The organism is Pseudoalteromonas sp. SR43-2, assembly GCF_014163885.1.
In the GTDB taxonomy this organism is placed as follows: Bacteria; Pseudomonadota; Gammaproteobacteria; order Enterobacterales; family Alteromonadaceae; genus Pseudoalteromonas; species Pseudoalteromonas distincta.
This window is the reverse complement of the sequence record NZ_JACJED010000010.1, coordinates 41,978-64,461: the sequence shown is the minus strand read 5'-3', so window position 1 is coordinate 64,461 and position 22,484 is coordinate 41,978. Positions and strand designations below refer to the sequence as shown.

The 22,484-nt window shown below is 37.2% G+C and carries 25 protein-coding genes; 16 read left to right on the top strand and 9 right to left on the bottom strand.

Annotation, left to right across the window (positions count from 1 at the left end):
- Positions 1-3 precede the first annotated feature (3 nt).
- From H5120_RS10325 to htpX, 5 genes are all read left to right on the top strand, one after another.
- The gene (locus H5120_RS10325) at positions 4-1,155 is read left to right on the top strand and encodes an 8-amino-7-oxononanoate synthase (RefSeq protein WP_182674307.1); all 1,152 of its coding nucleotides are present in this window, start codon (positions 4-6) and stop codon (positions 1,153-1,155) included.
- A complete protein-coding gene (locus tag H5120_RS10320; RefSeq protein WP_182674306.1) occupies positions 1,152-2,045 on the top strand; it encodes a methyltransferase domain-containing protein in 894 nt (297 codons plus the stop codon). The genes H5120_RS10325 and H5120_RS10320 overlap by 4 nt, the downstream gene beginning before the upstream one ends.
- A 39-nt stretch (positions 2,046-2,084) precedes the next feature.
- Positions 2,085-2,768 (top strand): dethiobiotin synthase, encoded by a 684-nt coding sequence (bioD, locus tag H5120_RS10315; protein ID WP_182674305.1) that lies wholly within the window; start codon positions 2,085-2,087, stop codon positions 2,766-2,768.
- A 121-nt stretch (positions 2,769-2,889) separates the two neighbouring features.
- On the top strand, positions 2,890-4,473 hold the full coding sequence (locus H5120_RS10310) for an FAD-dependent oxidoreductase (protein ID WP_182674304.1): 1,584 nt from the start codon (positions 2,890-2,892) through the stop codon (positions 4,471-4,473).
- A gap of 212 nt (positions 4,474-4,685) precedes the next feature.
- Positions 4,686-5,549, top strand: a complete 864-nt coding sequence (htpX, locus tag H5120_RS10305; RefSeq protein WP_182674303.1) for a protease HtpX — start codon at positions 4,686-4,688, stop codon at positions 5,547-5,549.
- An 85-nt stretch (positions 5,550-5,634) separates the two neighbouring features.
- On the opposite strand, the gene gloA is transcribed toward htpX, so the two are convergent.
- Positions 5,635-6,162, bottom strand: coding sequence for a lactoylglutathione lyase (gene gloA / locus H5120_RS10300; RefSeq protein ID WP_182671627.1), 528 nt, complete (start codon positions 6,160-6,162; stop codon positions 5,635-5,637).
- 118 nt (positions 6,163-6,280) lie between these two features.
- Between gloA and H5120_RS10295 the strand changes: the two genes are divergently transcribed.
- Positions 6,281-6,721 carry a GNAT family N-acetyltransferase gene (locus tag H5120_RS10295; RefSeq protein ID WP_182674302.1) on the top strand — a complete coding sequence of 147 codons (441 nt, stop codon included), beginning with the start codon at positions 6,281-6,283 and terminating at the stop codon, positions 6,719-6,721.
- A gap of 91 nt (positions 6,722-6,812) precedes the next feature.
- A complete protein-coding gene (locus H5120_RS10290) occupies positions 6,813-7,322 on the top strand; it encodes a DUF421 domain-containing protein (protein ID WP_182674301.1) in 510 nt (169 codons plus the stop codon).
- A gap of 71 nt (positions 7,323-7,393) precedes the next feature.
- Here the strand turns inward: H5120_RS10290 and H5120_RS10285 are convergent, their stop codons facing one another.
- Positions 7,394-8,014 (bottom strand): trimeric intracellular cation channel family protein, encoded by a 621-nt coding sequence (locus H5120_RS10285; RefSeq protein WP_101216650.1) that lies wholly within the window; start codon positions 8,012-8,014, stop codon positions 7,394-7,396.
- Positions 8,015-8,407: 393 nt separating this feature from the next.
- Between H5120_RS10285 and H5120_RS10280 the strand changes: the two genes are divergently transcribed.
- From H5120_RS10280 to H5120_RS10255, 6 genes are all read left to right on the top strand, one after another.
- Entirely contained in the window at positions 8,408-9,010 is a 603-nt protein-coding gene (locus H5120_RS10280) for a cold shock domain-containing protein (RefSeq protein WP_182674300.1), read from the top strand.
- A 264-nt stretch (positions 9,011-9,274) separates the two neighbouring features.
- Positions 9,275-9,712: a hypothetical protein gene (locus tag H5120_RS10275; RefSeq protein ID WP_182674299.1), complete on the top strand. Its 438-nt coding sequence runs from the start codon at positions 9,275-9,277 to the stop codon at positions 9,710-9,712.
- A gap of 110 nt (positions 9,713-9,822) precedes the next feature.
- Positions 9,823-10,350, top strand: a complete 528-nt coding sequence (locus H5120_RS10270; protein WP_182674298.1) for a hypothetical protein — start codon at positions 9,823-9,825, stop codon at positions 10,348-10,350.
- Between the two features lie 115 nt (positions 10,351-10,465).
- The gene (locus tag H5120_RS10265; RefSeq protein WP_182674297.1) at positions 10,466-11,134 is read left to right on the top strand and encodes a hypothetical protein; all 669 of its coding nucleotides are present in this window, start codon (positions 10,466-10,468) and stop codon (positions 11,132-11,134) included.
- A 517-nt stretch (positions 11,135-11,651) separates the two neighbouring features.
- Positions 11,652-12,107 (top strand): hypothetical protein, encoded by a 456-nt coding sequence (locus H5120_RS10260; protein ID WP_182674296.1) that lies wholly within the window; start codon positions 11,652-11,654, stop codon positions 12,105-12,107.
- A 165-nt stretch (positions 12,108-12,272) separates the two neighbouring features.
- Positions 12,273-12,743, top strand: coding sequence for a hypothetical protein (locus H5120_RS10255; protein WP_182674295.1), 471 nt, complete (start codon positions 12,273-12,275; stop codon positions 12,741-12,743).
- Between the two features lie 330 nt (positions 12,744-13,073).
- Here the strand turns inward: H5120_RS10255 and H5120_RS10250 are convergent, their stop codons facing one another.
- Both H5120_RS10250 and H5120_RS10245 read right to left on the bottom strand, forming a co-directional pair.
- On the bottom strand, positions 13,074-13,676 hold the full coding sequence (locus H5120_RS10250) for a thiamine biosynthesis protein ThiC (RefSeq protein ID WP_169060926.1): 603 nt from the start codon (positions 13,674-13,676) through the stop codon (positions 13,074-13,076).
- A 340-nt stretch (positions 13,677-14,016) separates the two neighbouring features.
- Positions 14,017-14,718 carry a metal-dependent hydrolase gene (locus H5120_RS10245; RefSeq protein ID WP_182674294.1) on the bottom strand — a complete coding sequence of 234 codons (702 nt, stop codon included), beginning with the start codon at positions 14,716-14,718 and terminating at the stop codon, positions 14,017-14,019.
- A gap of 291 nt (positions 14,719-15,009) precedes the next feature.
- Between H5120_RS10245 and H5120_RS10240 the strand changes: the two genes are divergently transcribed.
- Positions 15,010-15,516 carry a hypothetical protein gene (locus H5120_RS10240; protein WP_182674293.1) on the top strand — a complete coding sequence of 169 codons (507 nt, stop codon included), beginning with the start codon at positions 15,010-15,012 and terminating at the stop codon, positions 15,514-15,516.
- A gap of 676 nt (positions 15,517-16,192) precedes the next feature.
- Here the strand turns inward: H5120_RS10240 and H5120_RS10235 are convergent.
- The 4 genes from H5120_RS10235 to H5120_RS10220 all read right to left on the bottom strand — a co-directional run bounded on the left by H5120_RS10235 (position 16,193) and on the right by H5120_RS10220 (position 20,772).
- On the bottom strand, positions 16,193-17,824 hold the full coding sequence (locus H5120_RS10235; RefSeq protein WP_182674292.1) for a sensor domain-containing diguanylate cyclase: 1,632 nt from the start codon (positions 17,822-17,824) through the stop codon (positions 16,193-16,195).
- Positions 17,817-18,257, bottom strand: a complete 441-nt coding sequence (locus H5120_RS10230; RefSeq protein ID WP_182674291.1) for a hypothetical protein — start codon at positions 18,255-18,257, stop codon at positions 17,817-17,819. Before H5120_RS10230 ends, H5120_RS10235 begins: the two co-directional genes overlap by 8 nt.
- 2 nt (positions 18,258-18,259) lie before the next feature.
- Positions 18,260-19,522 carry a hypothetical protein gene (locus tag H5120_RS10225; RefSeq protein ID WP_182674290.1) on the bottom strand — a complete coding sequence of 421 codons (1,263 nt, stop codon included), beginning with the start codon at positions 19,520-19,522 and terminating at the stop codon, positions 18,260-18,262.
- Positions 19,523-19,857: 335 nt separating this feature from the next.
- The gene (locus H5120_RS10220) at positions 19,858-20,772 is read right to left on the bottom strand and encodes a 2OG-Fe(II) oxygenase family protein (RefSeq protein ID WP_182674289.1); all 915 of its coding nucleotides are present in this window, start codon (positions 20,770-20,772) and stop codon (positions 19,858-19,860) included.
- Between the two features lie 324 nt (positions 20,773-21,096).
- Here H5120_RS10220 and H5120_RS10215 point away from each other — a divergent pair, with 324 nt between their 5' ends.
- On the top strand, positions 21,097-21,336 hold the full coding sequence (locus H5120_RS10215; RefSeq protein WP_182671640.1) for a hypothetical protein: 240 nt from the start codon (positions 21,097-21,099) through the stop codon (positions 21,334-21,336).
- Between the two features lie 68 nt (positions 21,337-21,404).
- Here H5120_RS10215 and msrA read toward each other — a convergent pair whose 3' ends face one another.
- A complete protein-coding gene (msrA, locus tag H5120_RS10210) occupies positions 21,405-22,004 on the bottom strand; it encodes a peptide-methionine (S)-S-oxide reductase MsrA (protein ID WP_182674288.1) in 600 nt (199 codons plus the stop codon).
- A gap of 280 nt (positions 22,005-22,284) precedes the next feature.
- Here msrA and H5120_RS10205 point away from each other — a divergent pair, with 280 nt between their 5' ends.
- On the top strand, positions 22,285-22,479 hold the full coding sequence (locus tag H5120_RS10205) for a CPXCG motif-containing cysteine-rich protein (protein WP_002962627.1): 195 nt from the start codon (positions 22,285-22,287) through the stop codon (positions 22,477-22,479).
- The last annotated feature ends 5 nt before the right edge of the window (positions 22,480-22,484 follow it).

Sequence of the window (22,484 nt, the reverse complement as noted above, 5' to 3'; positions counted from 1 at the left end):
TCAATGCCTTTTGATTTTATAAATACGCATCTGCAGGCTCGCCAGCAAGATGCACTGCTTCGTAAACGCCACGTAGTACAACATGCAACAGCGCGCACCATAACGGTTAATAATAAAACCTATCTTAATTTTGCCAGTAACGATTACTTAGGTTTTGGTGATGTGGCTGTTAACCTTAATGACTCCCACGCATTAGGGAGTCACAGCTCAGCATTGGTTACGGGTTATCAGGCTCAGCAAAAAGCGCTTGAACAATACTTATGTGAGCAATTTGGTTATGGCGCAGCAATGCTATTTAACTCAGGGTTTAGCGCTAATAACAGCGTAATTAAAGCATTGTTTCAAGATAAAGCGGCTGCACAAAACAGCGCTATTTTTCAAGATAAGTTAAATCATGCAAGTTTGATTGACGGGGCTATGCATTCTAACGCGGCTTTAGTGCGTTTTAATCACAACGACATGAACCATTTACGCTCACGGCTCGAAAAATCAAAAGCGCAAAACAAGCTAATTATAAGCGAAGGTGTGTTTTCGATGGATGGCGATACCGCGCCTCTTAAAGAATTACTCGCACTTGCAAAACAGCACAACGCATGGCTAATGATTGACGACGCACACGGCTTTGGTGCATTAGGTAAAACAGGTTTAGGCAGTTGCGAAGCGTTTATTACTCAAACGCTGCCAGATATATTAGTTATTACCTTTGGTAAAGCAGTGGCTAGTAGTGGCGCCTGTGTATTAGGCAGTAAACAGTTTATTGATTACATGCTGCAATTTAATCGCGATTACACGTATTCAACTGCTATGTCGCCGCTTATGGCAAGCCACACACTTGCGCGTATTAAAAGCATAAAAACAGCTGATGATAAACGCGATAAGCTAAATGCCAATATTGCATTATTTAAGCAACTCACTAAAAGCCATAATATTGCTGTAATGGAGTCAAACACAGCCATACAGCCCATTGTATTAGGCTGCGCTGAGCAAACGCTACAAGCGGCAGGTAAACTAAAACAACAGGGTATTTGGCTCACTGCAATTAGACCGCCCACAGTTGCACATAACACCTCACGTTTACGCATTACTTTAACCGCCGCACATACCGAGCAAGACATAACGCATTTAGTTAAACATTTAGTAGGTGCAATAGCATGACTGCTCAGCCAGTATTAAAAACAGACCTAGTGCAAACTCGCTTAGTAAAACAGTGCCTAGTAAGTAGCGAATTGGATATAGAGTTAAACAAGGATTTAAGCAAGGAGCTTAAAAAGTCCACCCAAAGTAAGTTTTCAAAGGCGGCAGCGCGTTATAACACCCATGCAAATGTACAAAAACACGCAGCGAGCGATCTATTTGCGCTCATAAAACCAGGTATTAATAAAAATAAGCTTTGTGTTGATTTAGGTGCAGGTCCGCTTGTTAATACGCATACCTTACAAAGTATGTTTGCAAGCGTTATTGCCATGGATTTGAGCTTAAACATGCTACAAAGTAGTGATTTAACTACATCAAAAATATGCGCCGATATGGATAACTTGCCGCTGCAAGCAAACAGTGTTGATGTAATTTACAGTAACTTTGCCGTGCAGTGGTCTGCAAATTTTTCGGCTTTAATGCAATCGCTTTACAACATATTAAAACCAGGCGGGCAGGCGTACATAAGCACTGTGGTAGAGGGCTCACTAAACGAAATAAAAACAGCTTTTGCAGCGCTTGATTCTAACAGCCATGTAAATACCTTTAATAGTGAACAGTATATAAACCAATCAGTCCAAAATGCGGGCTTTATTATTAATAGTGCTAAAAAACGTATTTACACCGATGAATACACAACACCTTTAAAAGCTATTGCCTCAATTAAGGCTATTGGTGCAACAACGCAAAATCATACCAATACGCGCCAAGGCTTACTTACCAAATCGGCGCTACAAAAAGTATGCAGTGCGTATCCGCTTATAAATAATAAAGCATGTGTGTCTTATCATGTGGTGCTGTTATCATTAAAAAAAAGCCATTTGAAAAAAGCGATTAATTGCTTAAGTTAAAACTTAAACCAAAGTTAGATTCAGATCATAAGGCAAAGCATGAAAGAATTTTTTATAACAGGCACCGACACTGATGCCGGAAAAACCCACGTTACCAGTTTGCTACTAAAGTTACTTGCCCAACATAAAAAACAAGCCATTGGCTTTAAACCCCTTGCTGCTGGCTGCGAAATGGCATTCGATCAACTAGTAAACGCCGATGCCCTAATACTAATGGAAAGCGCAACAGTGAGCGCTAAATACGACGTAGTAAATCCGTTTGCGTTTTCACCGCCTATTGCGCCGCACATAGCAGCGGAGAAAGTTGGGGTGAGTATTACTATTGATAAACTAAGTGATGCTTATAAAAACGTAAAACAACAGGGCGCTGACATTATACTTACCGAAGGTGCTGGTGGTTGGGCATTACCTATTAATAAAAACGATTATTTATACGACTGGGTTAAAGCAGAAAAAATGCCGGTAATACTGGTTGTTGGTATGAAACTAGGTTGCTTAAATCATGCATTACTAACCGCTGCGCATATGCAAAGTATGGGTATAAACTGCGTTGGCTGGATTGCAAACCAAGTAGATAAAAACATGGACGAGTACCAAGCAAACCTTGATTCACTTAAAGCACGTTTACCGTTTCCAATACTTGCTATAAGCCCATATAGCGAGCAAACTCCTAAGTTACAAATATACAAAAGCTTGCTTAGTGCGTTATCTTTAAACACTTAAGTGGTTTTAAAAAAGTTACTTTTTTAGGTAAATCTTGAAATAGTCAGCCTTAGTACACATATAAACGTTTATAAATACATAGCTTGCTTAAAGACAATGTTACTAAGGACATAACGACTATATGACGCACCCATTTATTGAAAACTACGCCCCAGATGCGCACGTAAGCGCTGAGCCAAAAGCACTAAACTATGGCTTACCTAAAAAACGCGTAGGCATAATAGGTGGGGGCACAGCTGGCGCGACAATAGCCATTAGACTTGCTGCGTTAGGGTTAGAAACTTATGTACTTGAAAAGAAAAAGTCGTTAATTGATGGCCCTCCAATGTGCCATTTGCACGCGGGTGGCAACTTATATCGTGAAATACCCGACGAAGACTGCATAGATTTACTCAAGCAATGTATAGATATTGCGCGCCTTTATCCTCACACCATAGATGTTCGCCCTACAGTATTTGCCGTACCCAAGCGCGATGACGACTTACCGGAAGATTTATTTCCGCGCTTAAATAAATTAGTAAAAGCCTACAGCGAGCTTGTACAGCAAGACAGCGCTAATAAAGTGTTAGGCGAGCCTGAGCATTATTATCAGTTATATAGTTATGAGCAAATGCTAAAACTTGCTAAACAAAAACAAGTAGCCAAGCCCACGTCGTTAGATGAGTGGATGATACCCGTGGCTAAGCATTTAGATTTAAATAAGCTAAAGTTTCCGCTTATTGTTGCACAAGAATATGGCTGGAATATATTTCGTTTATCGGCCAGTGCACAACTCGCCCTTGCACAGTACAAACACGCTCATGTTTTAACAAGCACCAGTGTTAAAAACGTATCGCCAGTTATAAATACCAATAATGATAAGCAAACACTTAAATGGCACATTGAATACAGATCAGAGCCAAGCCTTGATGAACAACCTGATACTCAAACCGATACACAAGCCGATTTACAGACCATTGAGGTAGATTACCTAATTAATGCGTGTGGTTTTCAAACCGGTATTATTGACGACCTGGTTGGTGTAGATGTAAAACGCATGGTTGAATTTAAAGCCTCTTACATTACTCATTGGCAAGGTGCTGGTGGGCAAATACCCGAAATAATTATTTATGGTAACCGTGGCACGCCAGAGGGCATGGCGCAACTAACGCCTTACCCTAACGGGTATTTTCAAATACATGGCATGACTAACAACATTACATTGTTTAATGATGGCTTAGCTGATGCCACGCCAATGAGCGCACAACCTAAACTTCCCAATAAATACCTGCATTATATTAAAGATGGCTGGGATGAAGCTGCATTGCAAACACGTACCCAAACAGCAATTGATTATGTAGCCGAGTTTGTCCCTGCGTTTAAAACTGCTAATAAACAAAATAATGCCTTATATGGCGGGCAACAAATCCCGGGTGAGGACGACACCTTGCGCGTAGCCGATGTAAGTTTATATTCGCACATTAGTTACGCACGGGCCGAAAATGTTAAAGCATCGTCAACGTTAATAGCGGCAGATCAAATAGTGGGTGAGTTTATAAAATTGGGAATAATAAGCAGCGATCCTGCTGTAAATCATCACCGCAGTACCCACCAATGGTCGTACCTTAAACATAATAGCAGCGAAAAAATTGACGAAGTTGCACGCATACTGGCACACGAGCGTGGTTTTCCGATTGATATGGCAGAGCTAAATAACAGCTTGTAATAAGCTGATCTATAAAGAAACTTTAGTCTTAAATTTGCTGTAAAACTCTTCTTAAAAAAATTATCAATAAACACATAAATAACACTTGTGTTATGACATAGTTTGTCACAGAATAGCGCTAACATTATGACATAGTGTGTCATAACGCAGTGATTGCTTTAACCTAATTTAATTTTATGTTCGGTGATCAAACCTATTTTTGTGAGGACAATATGAAACGTATATTTTTGTTTTTATTAACTAACCTAGCGGTTATGTTGGTATTAGGTGTAGTGCTTTCAATAATAATGAATGCGCTGGGCTTAAGCCATCGTAGCCTTGGCGGAATTTTACTTATAGCCACAGTATTTGGTTTTGGTGGATCATTTATTTCGTTATTCATGTCGAAATGGATTGCTAAAAAATCAACAGGCGCGCACGTAATTACGCAGCCTCGAAACGAAACCGAACATTGGCTAGTACAAACGGTATCTGCGCAAGCACAAAAAGCAGGTATTAAAATGCCAGAAGTGGCTATTTACGACAGCCCAGAAATGAACGCGTTTGCAACGGGCCCAAGTAAAAACAACTCGTTAGTGGCAGTAAGCACAGGCTTAATGCACAACATGACCAAAGATCAGGCCGAAGCCGTACTTGCCCACGAAGTATCGCACGTGGCTAACGGCGACATGGTAACGCTTACGCTAATACAAGGCGTGGTAAACACCTTTGTAATATTTGCCGCAAAAGTACTGGCAGGCATTGTAGATAACTTTATTAATAGCGATGAAGAAGAGGGCGGTAGTAGCTGGACATACTTCTTATTCGATATGTTATTCCAAGTATTATTTGGCGTGCTAGCAAGCATAGTAGTTGCAAGTTACAGCCGTAAACGTGAATTTGCAGCCGACAGCGGCGCAGCAAAACTAGTTGGTGCTGATAAAATGCGATCAGCCCTTGAGCGATTAAAGCAAAACCATCCTTCGCAATTAGAAGGCTCTATGATGGCCTTTGGTATTGCAAGTGGCAAAGGTGTTGCTGAATTGTTTTCATCGCACCCACCGCTTGATGCGCGAATAGACGCACTACGTAAGTAACGTTTAAATATTACTTACTACATAACCCTAAGCCTGCATTAGCAGGCTTTTTTATGTGTAATATTTTTGTATCGAGAAATAATAATTACTGAGAAAGAATAATATCAGTAATACCTTCGGCAGATAGTATTTCAATCCAGTAGCCGTCAGGGTCTTTAATAAATGCTAAGCCTTTCATTGAGCCATCATCTGGTTTTTTAACAAACTCAACATCGTATTTTGCAAAGCGCTCACAGGCTTCGTAAACATCCGGTACGCTAATACCAATATGCCCAAATCCTTTAGGTTCTTGGTTACCACTGTGGTATCCCTCAAAGCTGTCGTCGGTTTCGGTGCCCCAGTTATGGGTAAGCTCAATTAGCGCAGGGCGACGAAACACCCATTCTGCTTTAGTTTTATCATCACCTTGTGGCAATTCTTGCTCGTAGCCTAAAAAGTAAAGCGTAAACTTCATACCAGGAAAATCATACTTACCTAACAGCTTCATACCTAATACATTTTGGTAAAATTCGAGCGACGGCTTTGGATCTTTAATACGTAACATAGTTTGTTGCATAACAAAGCCTTGAGTGGCCTGTTCAACTTGTTCTGGAGATTCGTTATAGTTAGACATCGTGATCCTTTCAAAAATGATAAAGCGAAAATAAAGATATAATGCTTAAACCATCATAATCAACCGTAGTTTAAATTTAAACTGTCTAGGTCAAATCATATAAAAAACAAGGAATTTTATGGCTATAACTATAACCACAGGCACCATTGATGATGTAACCGCAGTGAGTGAATATATCCCTGAACTGCTAACAACCATTGATAGTGACACTTTACGTAACCGTTTAGAAAACAAAAAAGCATTGATATTAGTAGCACATAAAGAAGATACATTAGTTGGTTTTAAAATTGGCTATGAGCTATCTAATACACAATTTTATAGTTGGCTTGGCGGAGTACATTTTAACTATCGTAGATTAGGTGTTGCTAAAAAATTACTTGTTCAACAAGAAAAGTGGGCTTATGAACAAGGCTTTACCAATATACATGTTAAATCGATGAACCGGTTTCCTCAAATGCTAACTATGCTAATCACCAATGGTTATCACGTTTGTGGCTACGTTGATAAACAAAGCACAGAGCTAAGTAAAATTAAGTTTGTAAAACAACTAACAAAGTAAATGCAGGCACTTTATTCATCGTTATTTAACTTAGCGCCATGTAGGGTTATAAGCAAAAGCTAATTGCCACCTTTAATAGCAAGGAACCATTATGTTTTACGATGATATGCAGGGATTATTACGTGTACTTACAATAGGTATACTGGGTTATATCACACTGGTGTTTTGGCTTCGTATATCGGGTAAACGTACGCTTTCAAAGTGGAACGTGTTCGACTTCATAGTCACCATTGCGCTGGGCTCTATATTAGCGTCTGTTATTATTTCAAAAAGTGTACCGCTGCTTGAGGGCATACTCGCCTTTGTAGTATTAATAGGGCTGCAATATGTTATTACGTGGCTTAGTGTGCGCTCGTCAAAATTTGCAGCGCTTATAAAAGCAGAACCCACGCTTTTACTGAGTGATGGTGCATACTGCACTGCTGCACTTAAATCGCAGCGGGTAACAAAATCAGAAATTCGCGCCGCTATTCGTGGCGCTGGTATATTAGCCATAGAAGATGTAGCCGCCGTAGTGCTCGAAACCGATGGCAGTTTTAGCGTACTTAAGCAAAATAACAGCGGGTTAAAAACCGCGTTAAGTGATGTAAGCGGGCATTAAATTAATACGCTAATAGTTATATTAACTAAGGCAGGTATATTACCTGCCTTATTTTGCATTAAAGCTTATTTTTATTTAGCGTGCTGCTCTAATAAACTAAAGGTAGGTAAGCGCCATTTAAAGCGTATTGACGCCATACGTATTAAGTAGCCTGCAACAAGGCTTACAATAATGCTTATGTTGTCGTCAATATTGTAATGGTGTAGCACTAAGTATAAACACGCTACAAGTAAGGATACACTCGCGTATAGCTCGTTATGTAATACCAACGGTGCTTGGCGACATATTAAATCACGCAGTAATCCACCAAATACGCCAGTAACAACGGCGGCCACTACACAAATACCGTAATGCAGCCCCATATTTAGCCCCACTTGGCAGCCAATAATGCTAAAGGCAGCTAAACCCAGGGCGTCTAGGCGCATAAATATGCCTTTAAATTTAACTACCCATTTAGCCAGCCACGTAGTGACAATACCGGCAATACACGTAATTAATAAATACTCTGGGTGTTGTACCCACGTAAGCGGGTAATTGCCTAGTAATATATCTCGTACGCTACCACCGCCAATTGCCGTGGCGCTGGCTACTAGCACTACGCCAAACCAATCCATTTTCATTCGTCCTGCGCTAAGTGCGCCAGTCATGGCTTCTGCTGTAATACCAATAATATAAACAATCGTTAATAGCATGAGATAATCACTTAAAATACGTGCGTAAAAATAAGGTGTGGATTGTATAGATAAATTAAGTAAATAACGAATGAAAAATCGTACTAAAAACGGTTAATTCAGATAGAAATAGCTAATGACAAAACCTAGTGTAAACAAGCTGTTAAGTTGGTAGGTGAGTGCGTAATGGTTGATGTGAATTAAAGGACATTTGGCCGTAAATTATAAATAAAATAAGTTGAGGTTTAGTTGTTTTTAGCACGCTTATTTTTCAGCTAAGTTTAATAGATAAGACGTGAAAATTAACGCAATATGAATAATTGGTTGCATGGTTTTAATTTAGGAACGTATAATAACAAGTGTTAACTAAATGGAATTTGAGTAAAACGCAGCTTAAGCAGAGCAGGTGGATACATGAACAAAGGATTGTTAAAGTCGTGGAAAACCGACAAAGGTTTTGGTTTTATTAAATCAGACACCCTAGAACACGACACGTTTATACACATATCAGCGCTCAAACACATGAGCCGCAAGCCCAAAGTGGGCGACACTATTTACTTTGAAGTTGCAACACAGCCCGACGGTAAAACCAAAGCAGTTAACTGCCGTATAGAAGGCGTTGCAGAGCTTAAAGCACCTTATCAAAAACACAATAACCAGCCGCACCGCATTGCCAAATCTAATTTTGCCAGTAGCTTTTTAGGTAAAGTTGCCTTAATAGCGCTTATTGCAGCACTTTGTTTTTATGCGATTAATAAATACAACACTCACTCAAGCAGCCAAACACCCATTATCACCAATGATTTAGCCACTAATGACGATTTAGCCACCTTTGATGAAACATACCCAAAAGTCGTTATTCCTAAAAGCACGCAAAATTTTACGTGTGATGGTAGGCAGTATTGTACTGAAATGCGCTCACGCGATGAGGCGGTATTTTTTATTAATAATTGCCCGAATACAAAAATGGATGGCGACGGTGATGGTAATCCTTGCGAAAGGGATACACGGTTTTAAAGCCTAGAGCTGTAAAACTTTAAATAAAAATAGAATTAATTAATTTCTGTATATAAATACAGTTATTTGCAATTTTTCCCATAATATTATTAAAAGCCGTTTTGGGGTTAAATAATAAAGGTCATTGAATAACTCTTGTAGCTAGTTGTTACTAATAGAGTTATTTAGCGTAAATATCAAACAATGTAATATGCGCCGTCTTGGGGTGTTATAAACCACCAAAGTGGGGTTCAATAAGCTGTTATGTTTTCTTAATAGGTTGTCATGATCAAACGAAGTACCAAACAAGAGTCAGCTTTGATTGCTAGAAGAAATTTGGGATTAGATAGTGTATCTAAAAATGATCCTGGTTTTTCGTGCCAAGGAGTGGTCGGTGAATTTATTGGTTTATACCTTCGCTGTGAAGTTTTCGCGACAAAATTACAGCATTATTACCAAACAGATAAACAACCATTGCAGACGAGATTGAATACTCAAAGCCTCTCTAAATCACTTGAACATTTCAATTTGCACTTTAATTCAGAATCTTTACTTTTGATTTATAAAGGTGGATCTGGAAAGCGAGGAAGTAAGAGTGCTAGGCAGCTTAGAAATGGATATTTGCATGAGCTATCATCAGCGGATAAAAAGGAAATTGAGCAACAACACTCTGAATATGTGAAATTAATGAAGCGTTTTTTAGATCTTCGGTTAAAAACATAACAAGAAATTAAACAAGGACAAAAAACAGTTGGCTTTTTGTTCACTACGTTCACTTATTTTAGCCAACTATTTTTTGCCTGTTAATTAGGCGTTATGTTTAAAAGGTATTTATGGAACCCGATACAATAACCACTGTAATAAACTCTCCTGAAAATTGGGTAAGATTTCTAGCAATTATTATTTCTGTTGTGATTGCGATACTTGTGCTCTTAGCTAATCAATATTTTGCAAATAAGCGTGAAAGGAAAAAAATCATTTGTGAAAAAATAGAAGAATTTTATGAAGCATCAATCAGTTATACAAAAGCATGTGATGAACTGATTACTGATATTCAACTTATGAAGTATAAAAGGGAAAGCGGTTATTATGATAACGACCCTGTAATTTATTCTCAACTCGTTGATTCACTAATTAAAATGGAGATGCTTCAAGGCTTATACTTTCCAAATATGGATTTTAAGAAAGAAGACTATAGTATCAACAAAATGCCAATAATTTGGGATGCAATTAGTGGTGAAATGGCTAGAAGAACAAGTGATGTAGAATCTAGCTACAAGCAATCCCGTAAGCACGTAGAAGTTAGCTCGGAGCATTTTCGCGAAATTTGTATATCGCTTATGCAGAAAACTAAAATTTAAACATAACAAGCGCTTCAAAACGGAACAAAAATAGCGGGCTATGTTTCGTTTCTCAACAAATTTTAGCCCACTATTTTAGTCCGCTTAAGCGGACGTCATATTCTCTAAGGTTACAATGAAAAAATCTATTCTATTAATAGTATTGTTAGTGCTAGCAATACCCATTATCTCTCCCGCTATTATTCGTATTTACCTTGAGTATATGCCTGGTGAAATGATTGGTAGTGTAGATGGTTGGCTAAGTTATCTAGGCGGTTACTCTGGTGGGTTTTTAGCATTTATATCGGCTTACTTAATTTATAGAAATGACCAAAAAGGCAAAGAACGTACTCAATTGGTTATAAAGTCAGCAGAACTAACTGAAACAGATGATATTGATGATTTTATAGTTGTTTTTACTACTTTACCTTATGACCAAATATATAATCTGAAACGTGGTGAATTAACTGTACGTTATCCTATTTTCAATTGTTCCTTGAAAAATGTAAGCCCAAACTTTGCTAATTCAATTCGTTTAAACTTAAAACAAGGCAGGAAGTTACAAGCACCTTGGTCTTATGAGCGATCATTTAACCTCTATAGGCAGTATGATTCAATAGCTACTTTAGAAAGCAATCAAACAATTGATTTTAAGTTACAGTTGGATCCCATATTATTAAACTCGCATGAGCATCTAGATTTTGAGCTTTCATCTATAAATTTACAAGGTTGTACAGAAGTTCAAAAAGTAAGGGTATATTTCCAAAAGGACCATAAAAATTTCGTATTTGAACACCGAATATAACAAGTTGCTTCATCGGAAAAACTACTCGCTGGCGCTCCTATTTTTCCGCTGAATAAGGCGTTGAGGCTGTAGAATTACTCTTTTTAGGAACATATTCTACTATTTTCAATTGTTTGCTTTTAAGTTAATAAACAATAATAAACAACAATAATAAACAAGACACCCATCCTAAAAGTTGTATTGCCTTTCGAGAAATTGAAGGTGGACTAAATGATGCTTATGGCACTTTTATAACATTTATGAATGATATAAAAGAGAAACTTAGACTGCTGAGGGGTTTTGCTGGTAAGCCATATTTCGCTTTAGAATATATATCAGATGAAATATATGTTGTACCTGATTAACAGTGACACCCATTCTAAATTTTGCTCTTTTAAAAATTAAGGGCTACGTTTTAGTTAGTTCAAAAAAAGAGCAGGGTGTCTTATGGCAATTGCAAGAAGAACAATTAATAAGACACCCATCTTAAATTTCAGCTTAGTCAGCAGTGCAGAGCAAGTTTTCGGAGTATTAAAAAATGGACTTTGTTATATGCTTAATTTTATTTTTATTGTTCTATATTTTAGTCAATTATATCCAAAGCATTATTGGGTATTACCCTAAACTAGCTAGAGAATATAAAACGGATTTAATTATTTCTGATTCCTCACTTTTAAAATCAAGCAGTATGTACTTGACGAATGTGGCAGATATTTCTCGTGAGAAAAACAGTGAATATCGGACTTGGCTAAATATCGAATCATTTCAGCAAGGTATATTTATAAGCCAAAAACGGATGTTGATTCTACTATTTCCCAGGAGTTTTTTAATACCGTGGGAGCAAATTAGTTTAATAAAAGAAAAAACTAATTTTCTTAAAAATCAATATCTTTATAAAGTCGAATGTAAAAAAGAATCTGTTTATATCATTACGAAATTCGATTTATTAAAAAGCGTAAGTAACAAGAATTTACAAGAAGAAAAAGACAATTAACAGTGACACCCATCCTAAGTTTTGCTCTTTTTGAAAATCCTAGATTCTAATTGGAAGTAGCTGTCTAGTTAAGTTTGCTAAATAAAAATAGGAAAAAGGGTATTATTTTACCTAAAATCGTAAAGTGAAGGAATATCCTGTACTTGCATGTCTTCATTTAATTAGTTGCACAATTTTAAAATATTTTTTATTGTTAACTACTTAATAGCTAAGTCATTACGGAGTCAAATCATCAAAGAGTTAACACCCAGAGACACAAGAGATATTGAAATATTTGAAAGTGTTGTTGGTATTGGATTTACTGCAATTGAGCGTTACCAATCTGGTGAGTGGGAGTGGTATAAGCTTTGGGATTACAATTTTGAAAAAGCTAAACCTCAAGTAGGGAAATGCGCATGTAAATTTGAAGCTCTCAGATTCTCGGGTAGGCGAAAAGGTTATCCATTAAGCATAATGGATTTGAAGCAATTAGGATTTAGCTTTATTTTGGTAGAAGGTGAAGATAGTTTGTATGTAGATTCATTTTATGAATGTTCATGTGGACAAAAATGGAAAGAAGAATTTGTTGAAGCAATGCAATATAATGGTAATTATGCTTGGCCAATTAGTGATGGTCAGTTCAATTCACGAATATAAGAGCTCAAAGGCTTAGATTTTGTCTTGAGTAGATAAGCACTCCCCAAAAGTTATTCTACTTGTATACATAAAAGGCAAGGGGTCAAATATTGACTTCACACACCAAAACTTAACTGAGTTAAATCGCTTTGATATAAGCTATTTTACCCTCTAAAAGCGCAGCGCCTCATACCCTCTTTGTGAATTAATCTTAGTTTACGAAAGAGGGCATTAACTTGAAGTACACTAGGCGAATGCTCTAAACGTAAAACATCGGCGAACTAGTACTCTAATACACGCCGATGTTTATAACTTATTTAAGTAACTACCTTACTCATAAGGCATTAAACCTTAGTCTTGTTTGCGGTAAAGGCTTATTAAACAGATTGCTAAAAGTAATGTTGCAATCATACCTGAAGCGCCAGCAACAGCTGATGGAAGAAATCCATCTCGGCCAAAGGTTATTAAAATACCATTGGCAAGCATTGCAACTGCGCCTGCAAGGGCTGTAAGGCTACCAATTGCTTTGCCACCTTTAGCGATAAAAGACAGGCCAAATACAAGTGCTGCTAATCCCAATAATACTTTAGCTGCGTAGTAAATCATGAATGACAACGAAACCACACCACCAATTAAAGGTTGCGCGCCTTCTACTGTGCCTGCAACTTTACCAAATGTTGAAAACAACGTAAGGCCAATACTTACCTGCACTATGTTAAGTACTGCACTAAACGCGATAGCCGACCAGCCTAGTTGTGCGTTTTTTGCTTGCACCATAGCTGTGCCTGCAAAGGCAACAAGTAAAGTAAATACCAGTGCTTCTAGCCCCCAAGCCACCTGCCTTGAAAAACTAATTTCAGCACTGTAAAGGGCTGAATAAATACCCTGTGATATCGCCAATACCAACAATAACGATGCTGTAATTAGGGTGGTGCGTTTATGTGTAAATTCCATTATGGACCTCTTTTGATTTTATATTTTACGCTTTCAACAGCTGTTGCGGATTTGAATGTATCAAACTGCTTAGTATTTGTATTAAATAGCGTTTATCGTTGTAGGTATAAGACAGGTAAAGCGAGTAAATTATTTCACTTAAACCTATAAAAGTATTAATTAATAACAAACAGGCTCAGGCTATTGCTTTTAATTAAACTTAAACGAGCAAAGCCGCTTTGGTTTAGCCATGCATGTATCTAAAAGCGCAGTGCCTCATGCCCTCTTAGTAAATCAACATTTGATTACCAAGAGGGCACACATTTTGAGTATGTGGTTAAACGGCTTATTACTTATGGCGTTAAGATAAAAGCCTAAATTGAGACCAGTCACTTAACGCTGTAATAGTTTGTTCTGTGGGAGGGGCAACATAGATCAAACCTGCAATGGCAATAAGTGAAGCTAGCGTAATTAATTTATTATCAAAGTCAGCTATTTTTAAAGCGGTTCCAAAAGAGCGTTTAATGGTGACATTACTTAAATCCACACTGTAAATTTCATCCAGTAATAAATGAATTAACCCGCCAAGTAAAATAAACCCACCCGTTAACCAGGCAAAGACAGCTGCTTGTGTGGTTGATTGGTCATTCAGTTTCCATGTTACTTGCGTTGTTAATAGCGCGCATAGCAATAAAAACAGTAAAGAGTGGCAACTACCTCTGTGTACTGTGATCCATTCGAAAATAGGTCTAATAATATATTTCATAAATCCGTAAACCAATAACGGCACTACGATTAACTCGATAAAGCTAATTTCAATAATGAGCTCGGTGGTTATGTAATGCAGTACCAGTAATACAGCGCTGAGAGCGAATAAGTTAAAAATAGTATCGAGTGATGTTGAGTTATCTGAATCTATGTCGGGCAATAAGCCGCCAATAGAGCCTAAAAACCAAAGCCAGAGTGCGCCCTTTAATTCAATATGGCCTGCGGATAATAAGGTGGCTGAGGCTAAGCCTGTGATGATTACGGCAGTATTAAGATGAGTATTGAAGTTTGCCATTGTATCTCTTTATGGGAAAAAGTAGGGCATTCTATCAATTGAAAAGTTTATTGTTCAATATTCTTTTTAATTAGATTTTGTATTACTTTGATTAATATTAATAGGCCATCTAAAATTTTTATATTATATAAAATAAAAATACGCATTTGCTAATGAGGAAGTTAAGTTGTATGTAATAGAATTATCGAAAAATGCGTCAATAAATCGACATATCTCCGTATGTAGTTTGAAGTTGAGTTTAAAATATATTTTATTAATATGATGTATCTAACCTACTAAAAGGAATTACTAGTGCATAGAATATTCATAGTCCTAGCGTTACTGTTAAGTTTTTCAAGTTCAGCATTTGAAAATGTTATATTTAATAAATACTACTTTCCAATTAACGATAGTTGGGAAACGATGAGAATCTTAGAGAATGATGAAGGTTTTGCTTTGATCAACAGTCAAATGCAAACTTTGAGCATAAGAAAATTTGATAATAATGAGCCCTTCATCACTCTAGAAGATGGAAGCACAGTTCCTCTAGTTGAAATACATATAGATAGTCTAACAAATTCAAATTTGGACAAAGAAAGTAAAATTTATCAAGAAATTAAAAGCAGTTTTTCAAAAGTAAAAAAAATTAAAAATAAATCTTATTCCTTTACTTTATATGCCGAAGTAAAGCCAGATTTAGTTGACACACAAATCGCCTATCTATATTCAAAAGAAAATGGAATTTTTATTGGGATTACATCGACAATCCCTGAGAAAGATTTTTTAAATTTTTTAAAATCAATCCACGAAAAAAAATAAGGAAGTTAAATGTCTAACACCATCGAGTAACTAGATAAAGACGACCAAGAAAACCTACAATTCATATTACAAAAAATGTTTCCTGAAAGTAGTGCCTTTAAAGAAAATAAGCCTTCGATTGAGACTTTACGGGTCTATATGCAAGCTCTTAAAGCGAATACGTTTTGTTACTACTGAATTAGCTACAGCTACAGTAAAGCATGTATACAGAGGTAAGTTTAAAAAGGTCGTCAACAAGGTTCTAAAAGAAATAAAAGGTCACTATAAAGAAAATAAACTTAACTTTTTTATTTGCAATCAGGTAGTAAAATACAAATATAAGTCTCCTTTAGTTAATTCCCTTCAAGGCTATTTCTAATATATAGGTCTTCTTATTATAGTTAAAATAATACACATGTAAGGCTACGTGTTAGTAGCCTTTATAAATTTATTTACTAAAGGCTTTTGGCAGTGGTTTGCTTTAGCATTAGTCTGTTTTTTATATTATTGCTTATTTGCCTCAGTGTATATTCACACTTTCCAATTGCTTATTTAGGTGCTATTTCTTATTTTGGGTTAGCGGCTTATTTTTATAATAAAGACTATTTGAAAGTCGTTAAAACTTTATAGCATTAGCTTCTACTGTCTATTTTCGTAACTAAAGGAAACTGTGTGCTCTTATTTAAGTCACACCATTTTACTTTTTAAACTCGTCATAAAAGGCAACTTTCCCTCGGCCTGTTTCTTTTATGTGGTAGAGCATTTTGTCTGCGTTTAGCATTAACGCAACTAATTCGTTGCCATCATTTGGGGCTACTGCAATACCTATGCTTGCACCTACTGCGCATGTTTTATTTTGCGCAATATTAATATCGTGTTTTAACTCATTGAGTAAGGCGTTCGCTTTTTGTTGTGTTGCCGTTTTATCGTAGGTTTTAATTTGCTGCGCAACAATAAATTCGTCACCGCCTAGGCGGATGCACATGTCGTTTTTTTCGTGAAAAAGTGTTTTAAATCTGTGTGCTATTTCAATTAGCACTTTGTCGCCGGCTTCGTGGCCGTAGGTGTCGTTAATGGGTTTAAACTTATCTAAATCAATCATCATTAGTACTAAATGTTCATTATGTTTAATACATTCACGTAGTGCTTTTTTAAGGCGTTTTTCACCTGCGCGTCGGTTTAATAAGCCAGTGAGTGGGTCGTGATCGGCCTCAAAGCGGGTTTGCTGTTCGCGTTCTGCGCGCTCGGTTACATCGTGTAAAATTACTTCTACTAGCGGCTCTTGTTTGGGGTTTCGTTTGGTATCTCTTTGGTCTGTTAACCTTACAAATAAACAATGAAACCATACCGTTTTATAGCCAACTTTACACTCTACATCTAAGGTGGTTTGTGGTGGGTTTTCAGCAGAGCGAATACCTGCCAGTAGGCTTTGTAATTCGTCTACATTGCTAAGTAACTCAGGAAAATGCAAGGTTGGTAATTCTTCTTCACCAGGTACGGTAAAATAATGCTTAAATGCAGGGTTAAAGGTGGTGATAATGTTTTTGTCATCGAGTAAACAAATACCTGCGCTAGCTTGTTCAAAAATAAGTCTAAACTTAGCTTCTAGCTCTTGAGTTTTTTTACGCAGTGTTTGCTCATTACTAATAGTTAAATGTAGCTCGTGCATTAAGGCATTTATACCTTGGGTTAAACGGCTTATTTCGTCCCTCTTGCCTTGCTTAAAGGTTAGCATTTTAAGGGTTTCTGGCTCGCTTGGATTTATTTTAGCAAAGCTGTCGGTTAGGTTTTGAATTGGCTGTGTAAGCCAGCGCTGAACTACCAGCGATACAAAAAATGCTATAACAATGGATTGAATCAGCATTAAGATAAATTCTTTTATAAGCGCTGACTGTGCTTGTTGTTCAATAAAGTTATCGTCTGGGTATATGGCGAGTACACCTATAAAAGTGTCTTCTATAAAAGGGTGAACTAATTTAATTAAAACAGCTTCATTTTTTTTGTTAGTAGATCCTTTTGCTATAAATAAATCCATCTCTCCTTTAGGGTTTACTTCTCCTTCTAGGCTTGCGCCTTGCACTAAGTCGTTACTGAGTAGGCCGTTAATAATTTCTTGGCTTAATTCTTTGTCATTTAAGTAAGCGGCAATAGCGGCTGTTTTTTCCATTGTTTGCGCTAACTGTTGAACGAGTAGGTAATTTGTGTTTTTTTTCTCTTTAAAGCCTGAGTAATAAGAGAGCATAGATGAGACTAAAGACACAACAATAGCAACTAACGCAATTGATATAGCGACGCGTATGTAGAGTTTTTGGCTAATAATTTTAATCAAATGTGTATACCACTTTTACTGCATCTGTAACTTGCGATAGCGGAATGTAGCCAATTGCAAATTGTGATGCTGCTATTTTGTTTATTGCGTCTTCTACCGATGTTGAAGGCGTGGGTGGCTTTGCGCGCCCTGAAAATAAAAGCCTTGCCCAATACGCATTTATTTTTTGCTCGTCTTTATTAACCAGTTTTAAGTAAAAGTCGTTTTTTAATGTTGATTGCGCGGGTAAATCAAGCGGTTTTGAGGTCTCACCATCAGGGAAAGTTAAATACCGGCCCATGTAAATATCAATAATTTCTCGTTTTGATAATGCGTTAATCGCATTGCTTTTATTAACCACGACTACAAACTCTGTAGATTTAGCATTAACACTAACAAGAAGCAGGGAAAGCGGCAGCAACAGATAAAGGAGTAAATTACGATAGCTCATCATTGTTAAAACACCATACTAGCATTCAAACTTAGCATATGTACTTTGTGGCCTTTGTCTACATCTGTAGGATTACTAAGACTCCATAAGCCAGCGCCTTGAGGCTTTATATCAAAGCGGTCTAACTGGGCTTTTAATGCTATGCGCTCAGACAGTTGCCATTTTACGCCTACGTTAATTGAGTGTTGGTGAACATTGGTAACTTTAACAGCAGACTGACTGGCAACTGCGAGTTGTTGTATAGGCACTGAAAATTGCTCGGGAGTGCTTGGCGGAAAAGCAGGATCGTTTACTTTTATTACGTCATGTCGGTGTTTAGCCGCTGTAAAACCTGTATAAAATATTGCGTTATCTACACGGTAACCTGCACTAATGTAGCCACTAAGAACTGACGGAGCAACTATCCAATCGGATTCTGAAATACCCATCTCAGATTGGATTAGCCAATTGTTGTGATCGTAAGTAAGCCCAAACGCGGCGTATTCTATACTGTTGCCTTTGGTGTTAAATTTGTTTGATATTTTTTGCGCTTGCGGCCATATACTTTGTGGTATTGAGTTGAGTGCGGCTAAATACTCATCTAAAGAGGTTAACTTATAATCCCCAAAGTCTGACTTTGATAATGAAAAACGCATAGTCCATGCATCTAAAGAGTAGGTTGCGCTAAAAGTTGTTAAGTTATCAAAATCAATAAAAAAGTCGTCATTATAGGCTTGTAGCTTGGCTGTTGTACTACCATAAGCAAGTTTTAAACGTAAAAAACCGTCGTTAATTGCTTTGCTGTATTCCACATCTACACCATCGAAATTTCCTGCAATGTTTGCAAACGAGTAGTACGAATGAGGCGGGCGCACCCATAAATAGGCATATCCTACGTAAGGGTATTCCGATAGTAAGTAAAGGTCGCTATTTAACCTGCCTGCACGAATAGCCCAATGACGGGTAGGGCGATAGCGCACAAAGGCGAGCTCTAAAAAATTATCAAAGCTTTTAAAGGCATGATCTTGAATAACTACTTGAAACACAGAGTCCCAATTTTTTGAGAGTGATATATTAGCCTGCCCACCTAAAATTGAATCTCGCGTTGCTGAAAAACCAGATTCGTTGACATTTGAATAACTCGATGCAAAGCCAATATCTGAATCGTCCGTGTAGCTGAGTGTTAAGGATGCAAAACCACTAAATTGCACGTCTATGTCGTTTGCATAGGTTTTATTAGCAGCAGAAATTGCCAATATTGCTATGGCAATTGTACCTCGGAACAACATGTTAGCTCGTATTTTTATAATGTAGATAGTAAAAAGATAGCACAATTTATTAAATTACCAACTTAAGCATTACAGTGGCTTATCAATTAAATACAAAAAAACATGACATCCCCCCTAAATTTTGAACTTTGTTAAGCGAAGTACTGGGACATAAGAAAATCAAGGCGGAAAATTTGTGTTATCTATTGTTATAAGTGGCGACAATATAGATTATGAATAGGGCGGTTTTTTGATGTTACTAAACTCAAAACGTGTTGGTTACTGGATAAGCTTTACTTGTATAAGGCTGCTTAAATTTGGCAGCCTTTTATATTTAAAACGTTAAAAGCGCTTACTTAAAATGGTGCGTAGCCATCATTTGGTTTGTTAGGGTTAGTCCAGCGCTGTTTAGCATCAACAGGAATGCGTGGTGCACCTTGTGCTGGTAATCGACCGCGCTCCCCATACAACCACAATACAAAGTTAGTTCGCTCGCCACTGGTAATAGGCTTGGCTGCGTGTGCAATATTGCCACGATGTAACATGGCAGTACCTGGCTTAAACGTAAGTGATTTAATGTCACCTGTGTACGGGTGATAAAAGTCAACTTCTGACCCTGTAAATTCTTCACTTGGTAAATTTAAGTTAATGTTAAGCGTTACAGCTGATGCGTCGGTATGTGGGCGAATTGAAGAATCTGTATTTGGCTCATAATAAATTGAAAAACCAAATGTTTGTGTATCGTAGCCAATTATTTCAGGAAACAATAAGCGCGAAATAGGGCGCATATAAGTGTTTAGTATTTCGTTATAAAATGCTTGAAAGCTTGGCGCGGCTAAATAACCTTCTGATCGGCTATCAAGCATGGCACCACGGCGATTTAACACTATGCCGTATGGTGGGCGCATAGGAATTTGCGAATTCCATATTTGTTCTAAATATCCGCGTAATACTGCCAGGCGCTCAGGATCAAAAAATTGAAATTGAAACACATCAGGCGCGACTTCATGTAACAACGCTTTTACGGCTAGCTCTTTTGATGGATCTTCCCATGCTTGTTTTACTGCTTCACGCAGGTTTTTATCAAGTAGTGTGTCGTCTAGCGTAAACGTTGAGCTATCTGTTGATGTTGCTTCCCATTCGCTCCACGCGTTTGTAATTAGGTCGGTGTTGTTTATCCAAAAGTTTTGTACTGCTGGTTCACGGTAAAGCATGGCTTGTCGTGTTGGTAACTCTAGAGCACGCGCTAGTTGTAATTGGTTGGCAAACATTTTGTGTAACTCCAGTTGTTGAATTTTGTTTATATCAATCTAGGAGTGCAATTTATTGTATTTGATTTAGTAGATAAACAGCCTGCTTTAGGAAACAGAATATACTATTTATTGATAATGAATCCTAAAACTAAGTATCTTAAGTCAAGCAGTGCTGTCCACTTAAAAGCGAAGTACCACGTATCCTATATTCTATTTAAGCACTTAGCTTAATAACAAAGGCTTTATGAAATAGACGGTGTATAAATAAACCTTTATTATAAATCCCTTATTTTGGCTATTTTATAGCTAGGAATTAATAGCAATATAAAATGGAGATTAATTGTGGAAGATAAATTAAAAGAAAAAAGTGTGACACAGAAATTTTTTGGTGAATATTCTTGGATGTATCAAGTTTCAGCGTTTCTTGCTTTTATTATGGTTATTTACATTAGCTTTAATGGAGAAGGAAATGTTTGGACACAGCTTGTGAGAGGTGATTTTAATTCTGCTTTGCTTATTAGCATTGTGGGTTACTTATCTGAATTTAGATATCGATTTATTAAAGAATCTCGCAATAACTAAAATATTAAAAAGCTGATAATTAAATCAGCCTTTTAATATTTTACAGTGGATCACCTGATTAAACGCGATTAATGGGTTGCTCTGTCGCCCCAAATTTCTTCTAGGCGGCTGTCGCGACCACAACGCCAACGATAGGTGTTGTATCGGATTGGATTGTTTTTGTAATAATCTTGATGAAAGCTTTCCCTCCCTTTTATAGGGTAAAAGGTGCTTGCGTTTAGTATAGGTGTAACCACAGTTTGATTAGGGAACTCGGCAACTACTGCTGCTTTTGTTTTTTCGGCTAATTTACGTTGTTCGTCGTTTTGTACAAATATAGCGCTTAAGTAACTAGGGCCTTTATCACAAAATTGGCCTTTGGCATCAAAAGGATCAATATTTACCCAGTAATGATCAAGTATGCCCTGATAGCTTACTATGGCCGGATCGTATGTAATTTCTACCGCCTCGTAATGGCCTTTATGATTACCATTGTATGTTGGATTTTTAAGTTTACCGCCAGTAAAGCCCGATATTACATCGGTTACGCCTTCAAGCTTTTCAAAGTCACTTTCCATACACCAAAAACAACCTCCAGCTAGAACGGCTTTTTCGGTTTTAGCTGCATAGGAAAATGTACTAAACAAAATAACGGCAGATGTTAATGCAAGCGTAAGTGATTTTTTCATAAAATTATCCATCTGTAGTGTGAGTTTATAAATACTTATAAAGTTAGACCCGCTAAGTGCTAATACAATTTCATTGTAGAGGGCTGGCCAACTATCTATGGTGAAAAATATTGTGCTTTGACAAGTTTTATAGGGATAAGGCTAGTAACAAGATCACTATTTAAGTTAGTAGCACGGTTTAATTGGGTTAGCCAAGTATGCGTTATTTAATGGGGTGTTGAATTATGCTTACGTGTTCATTAAAGTGACAACATTCGTGATATAAATTAGCAGGTGATAAATGAACCAGTTAACAGAAACATCAATAAGCTGCCCTTATTGTGGAGAAAGTATAGAAGTATTACTTGATGCAGCAGATATTGATGAGCAATACATAGAAGACTGCCAAGTATGCTGTAAGCCTATTTCGTTTGTGGTATTTGAAAATGATGACGAGCTAAACGTTAATGTTTACAGCGAAGACGATGCATTTTAACTCGT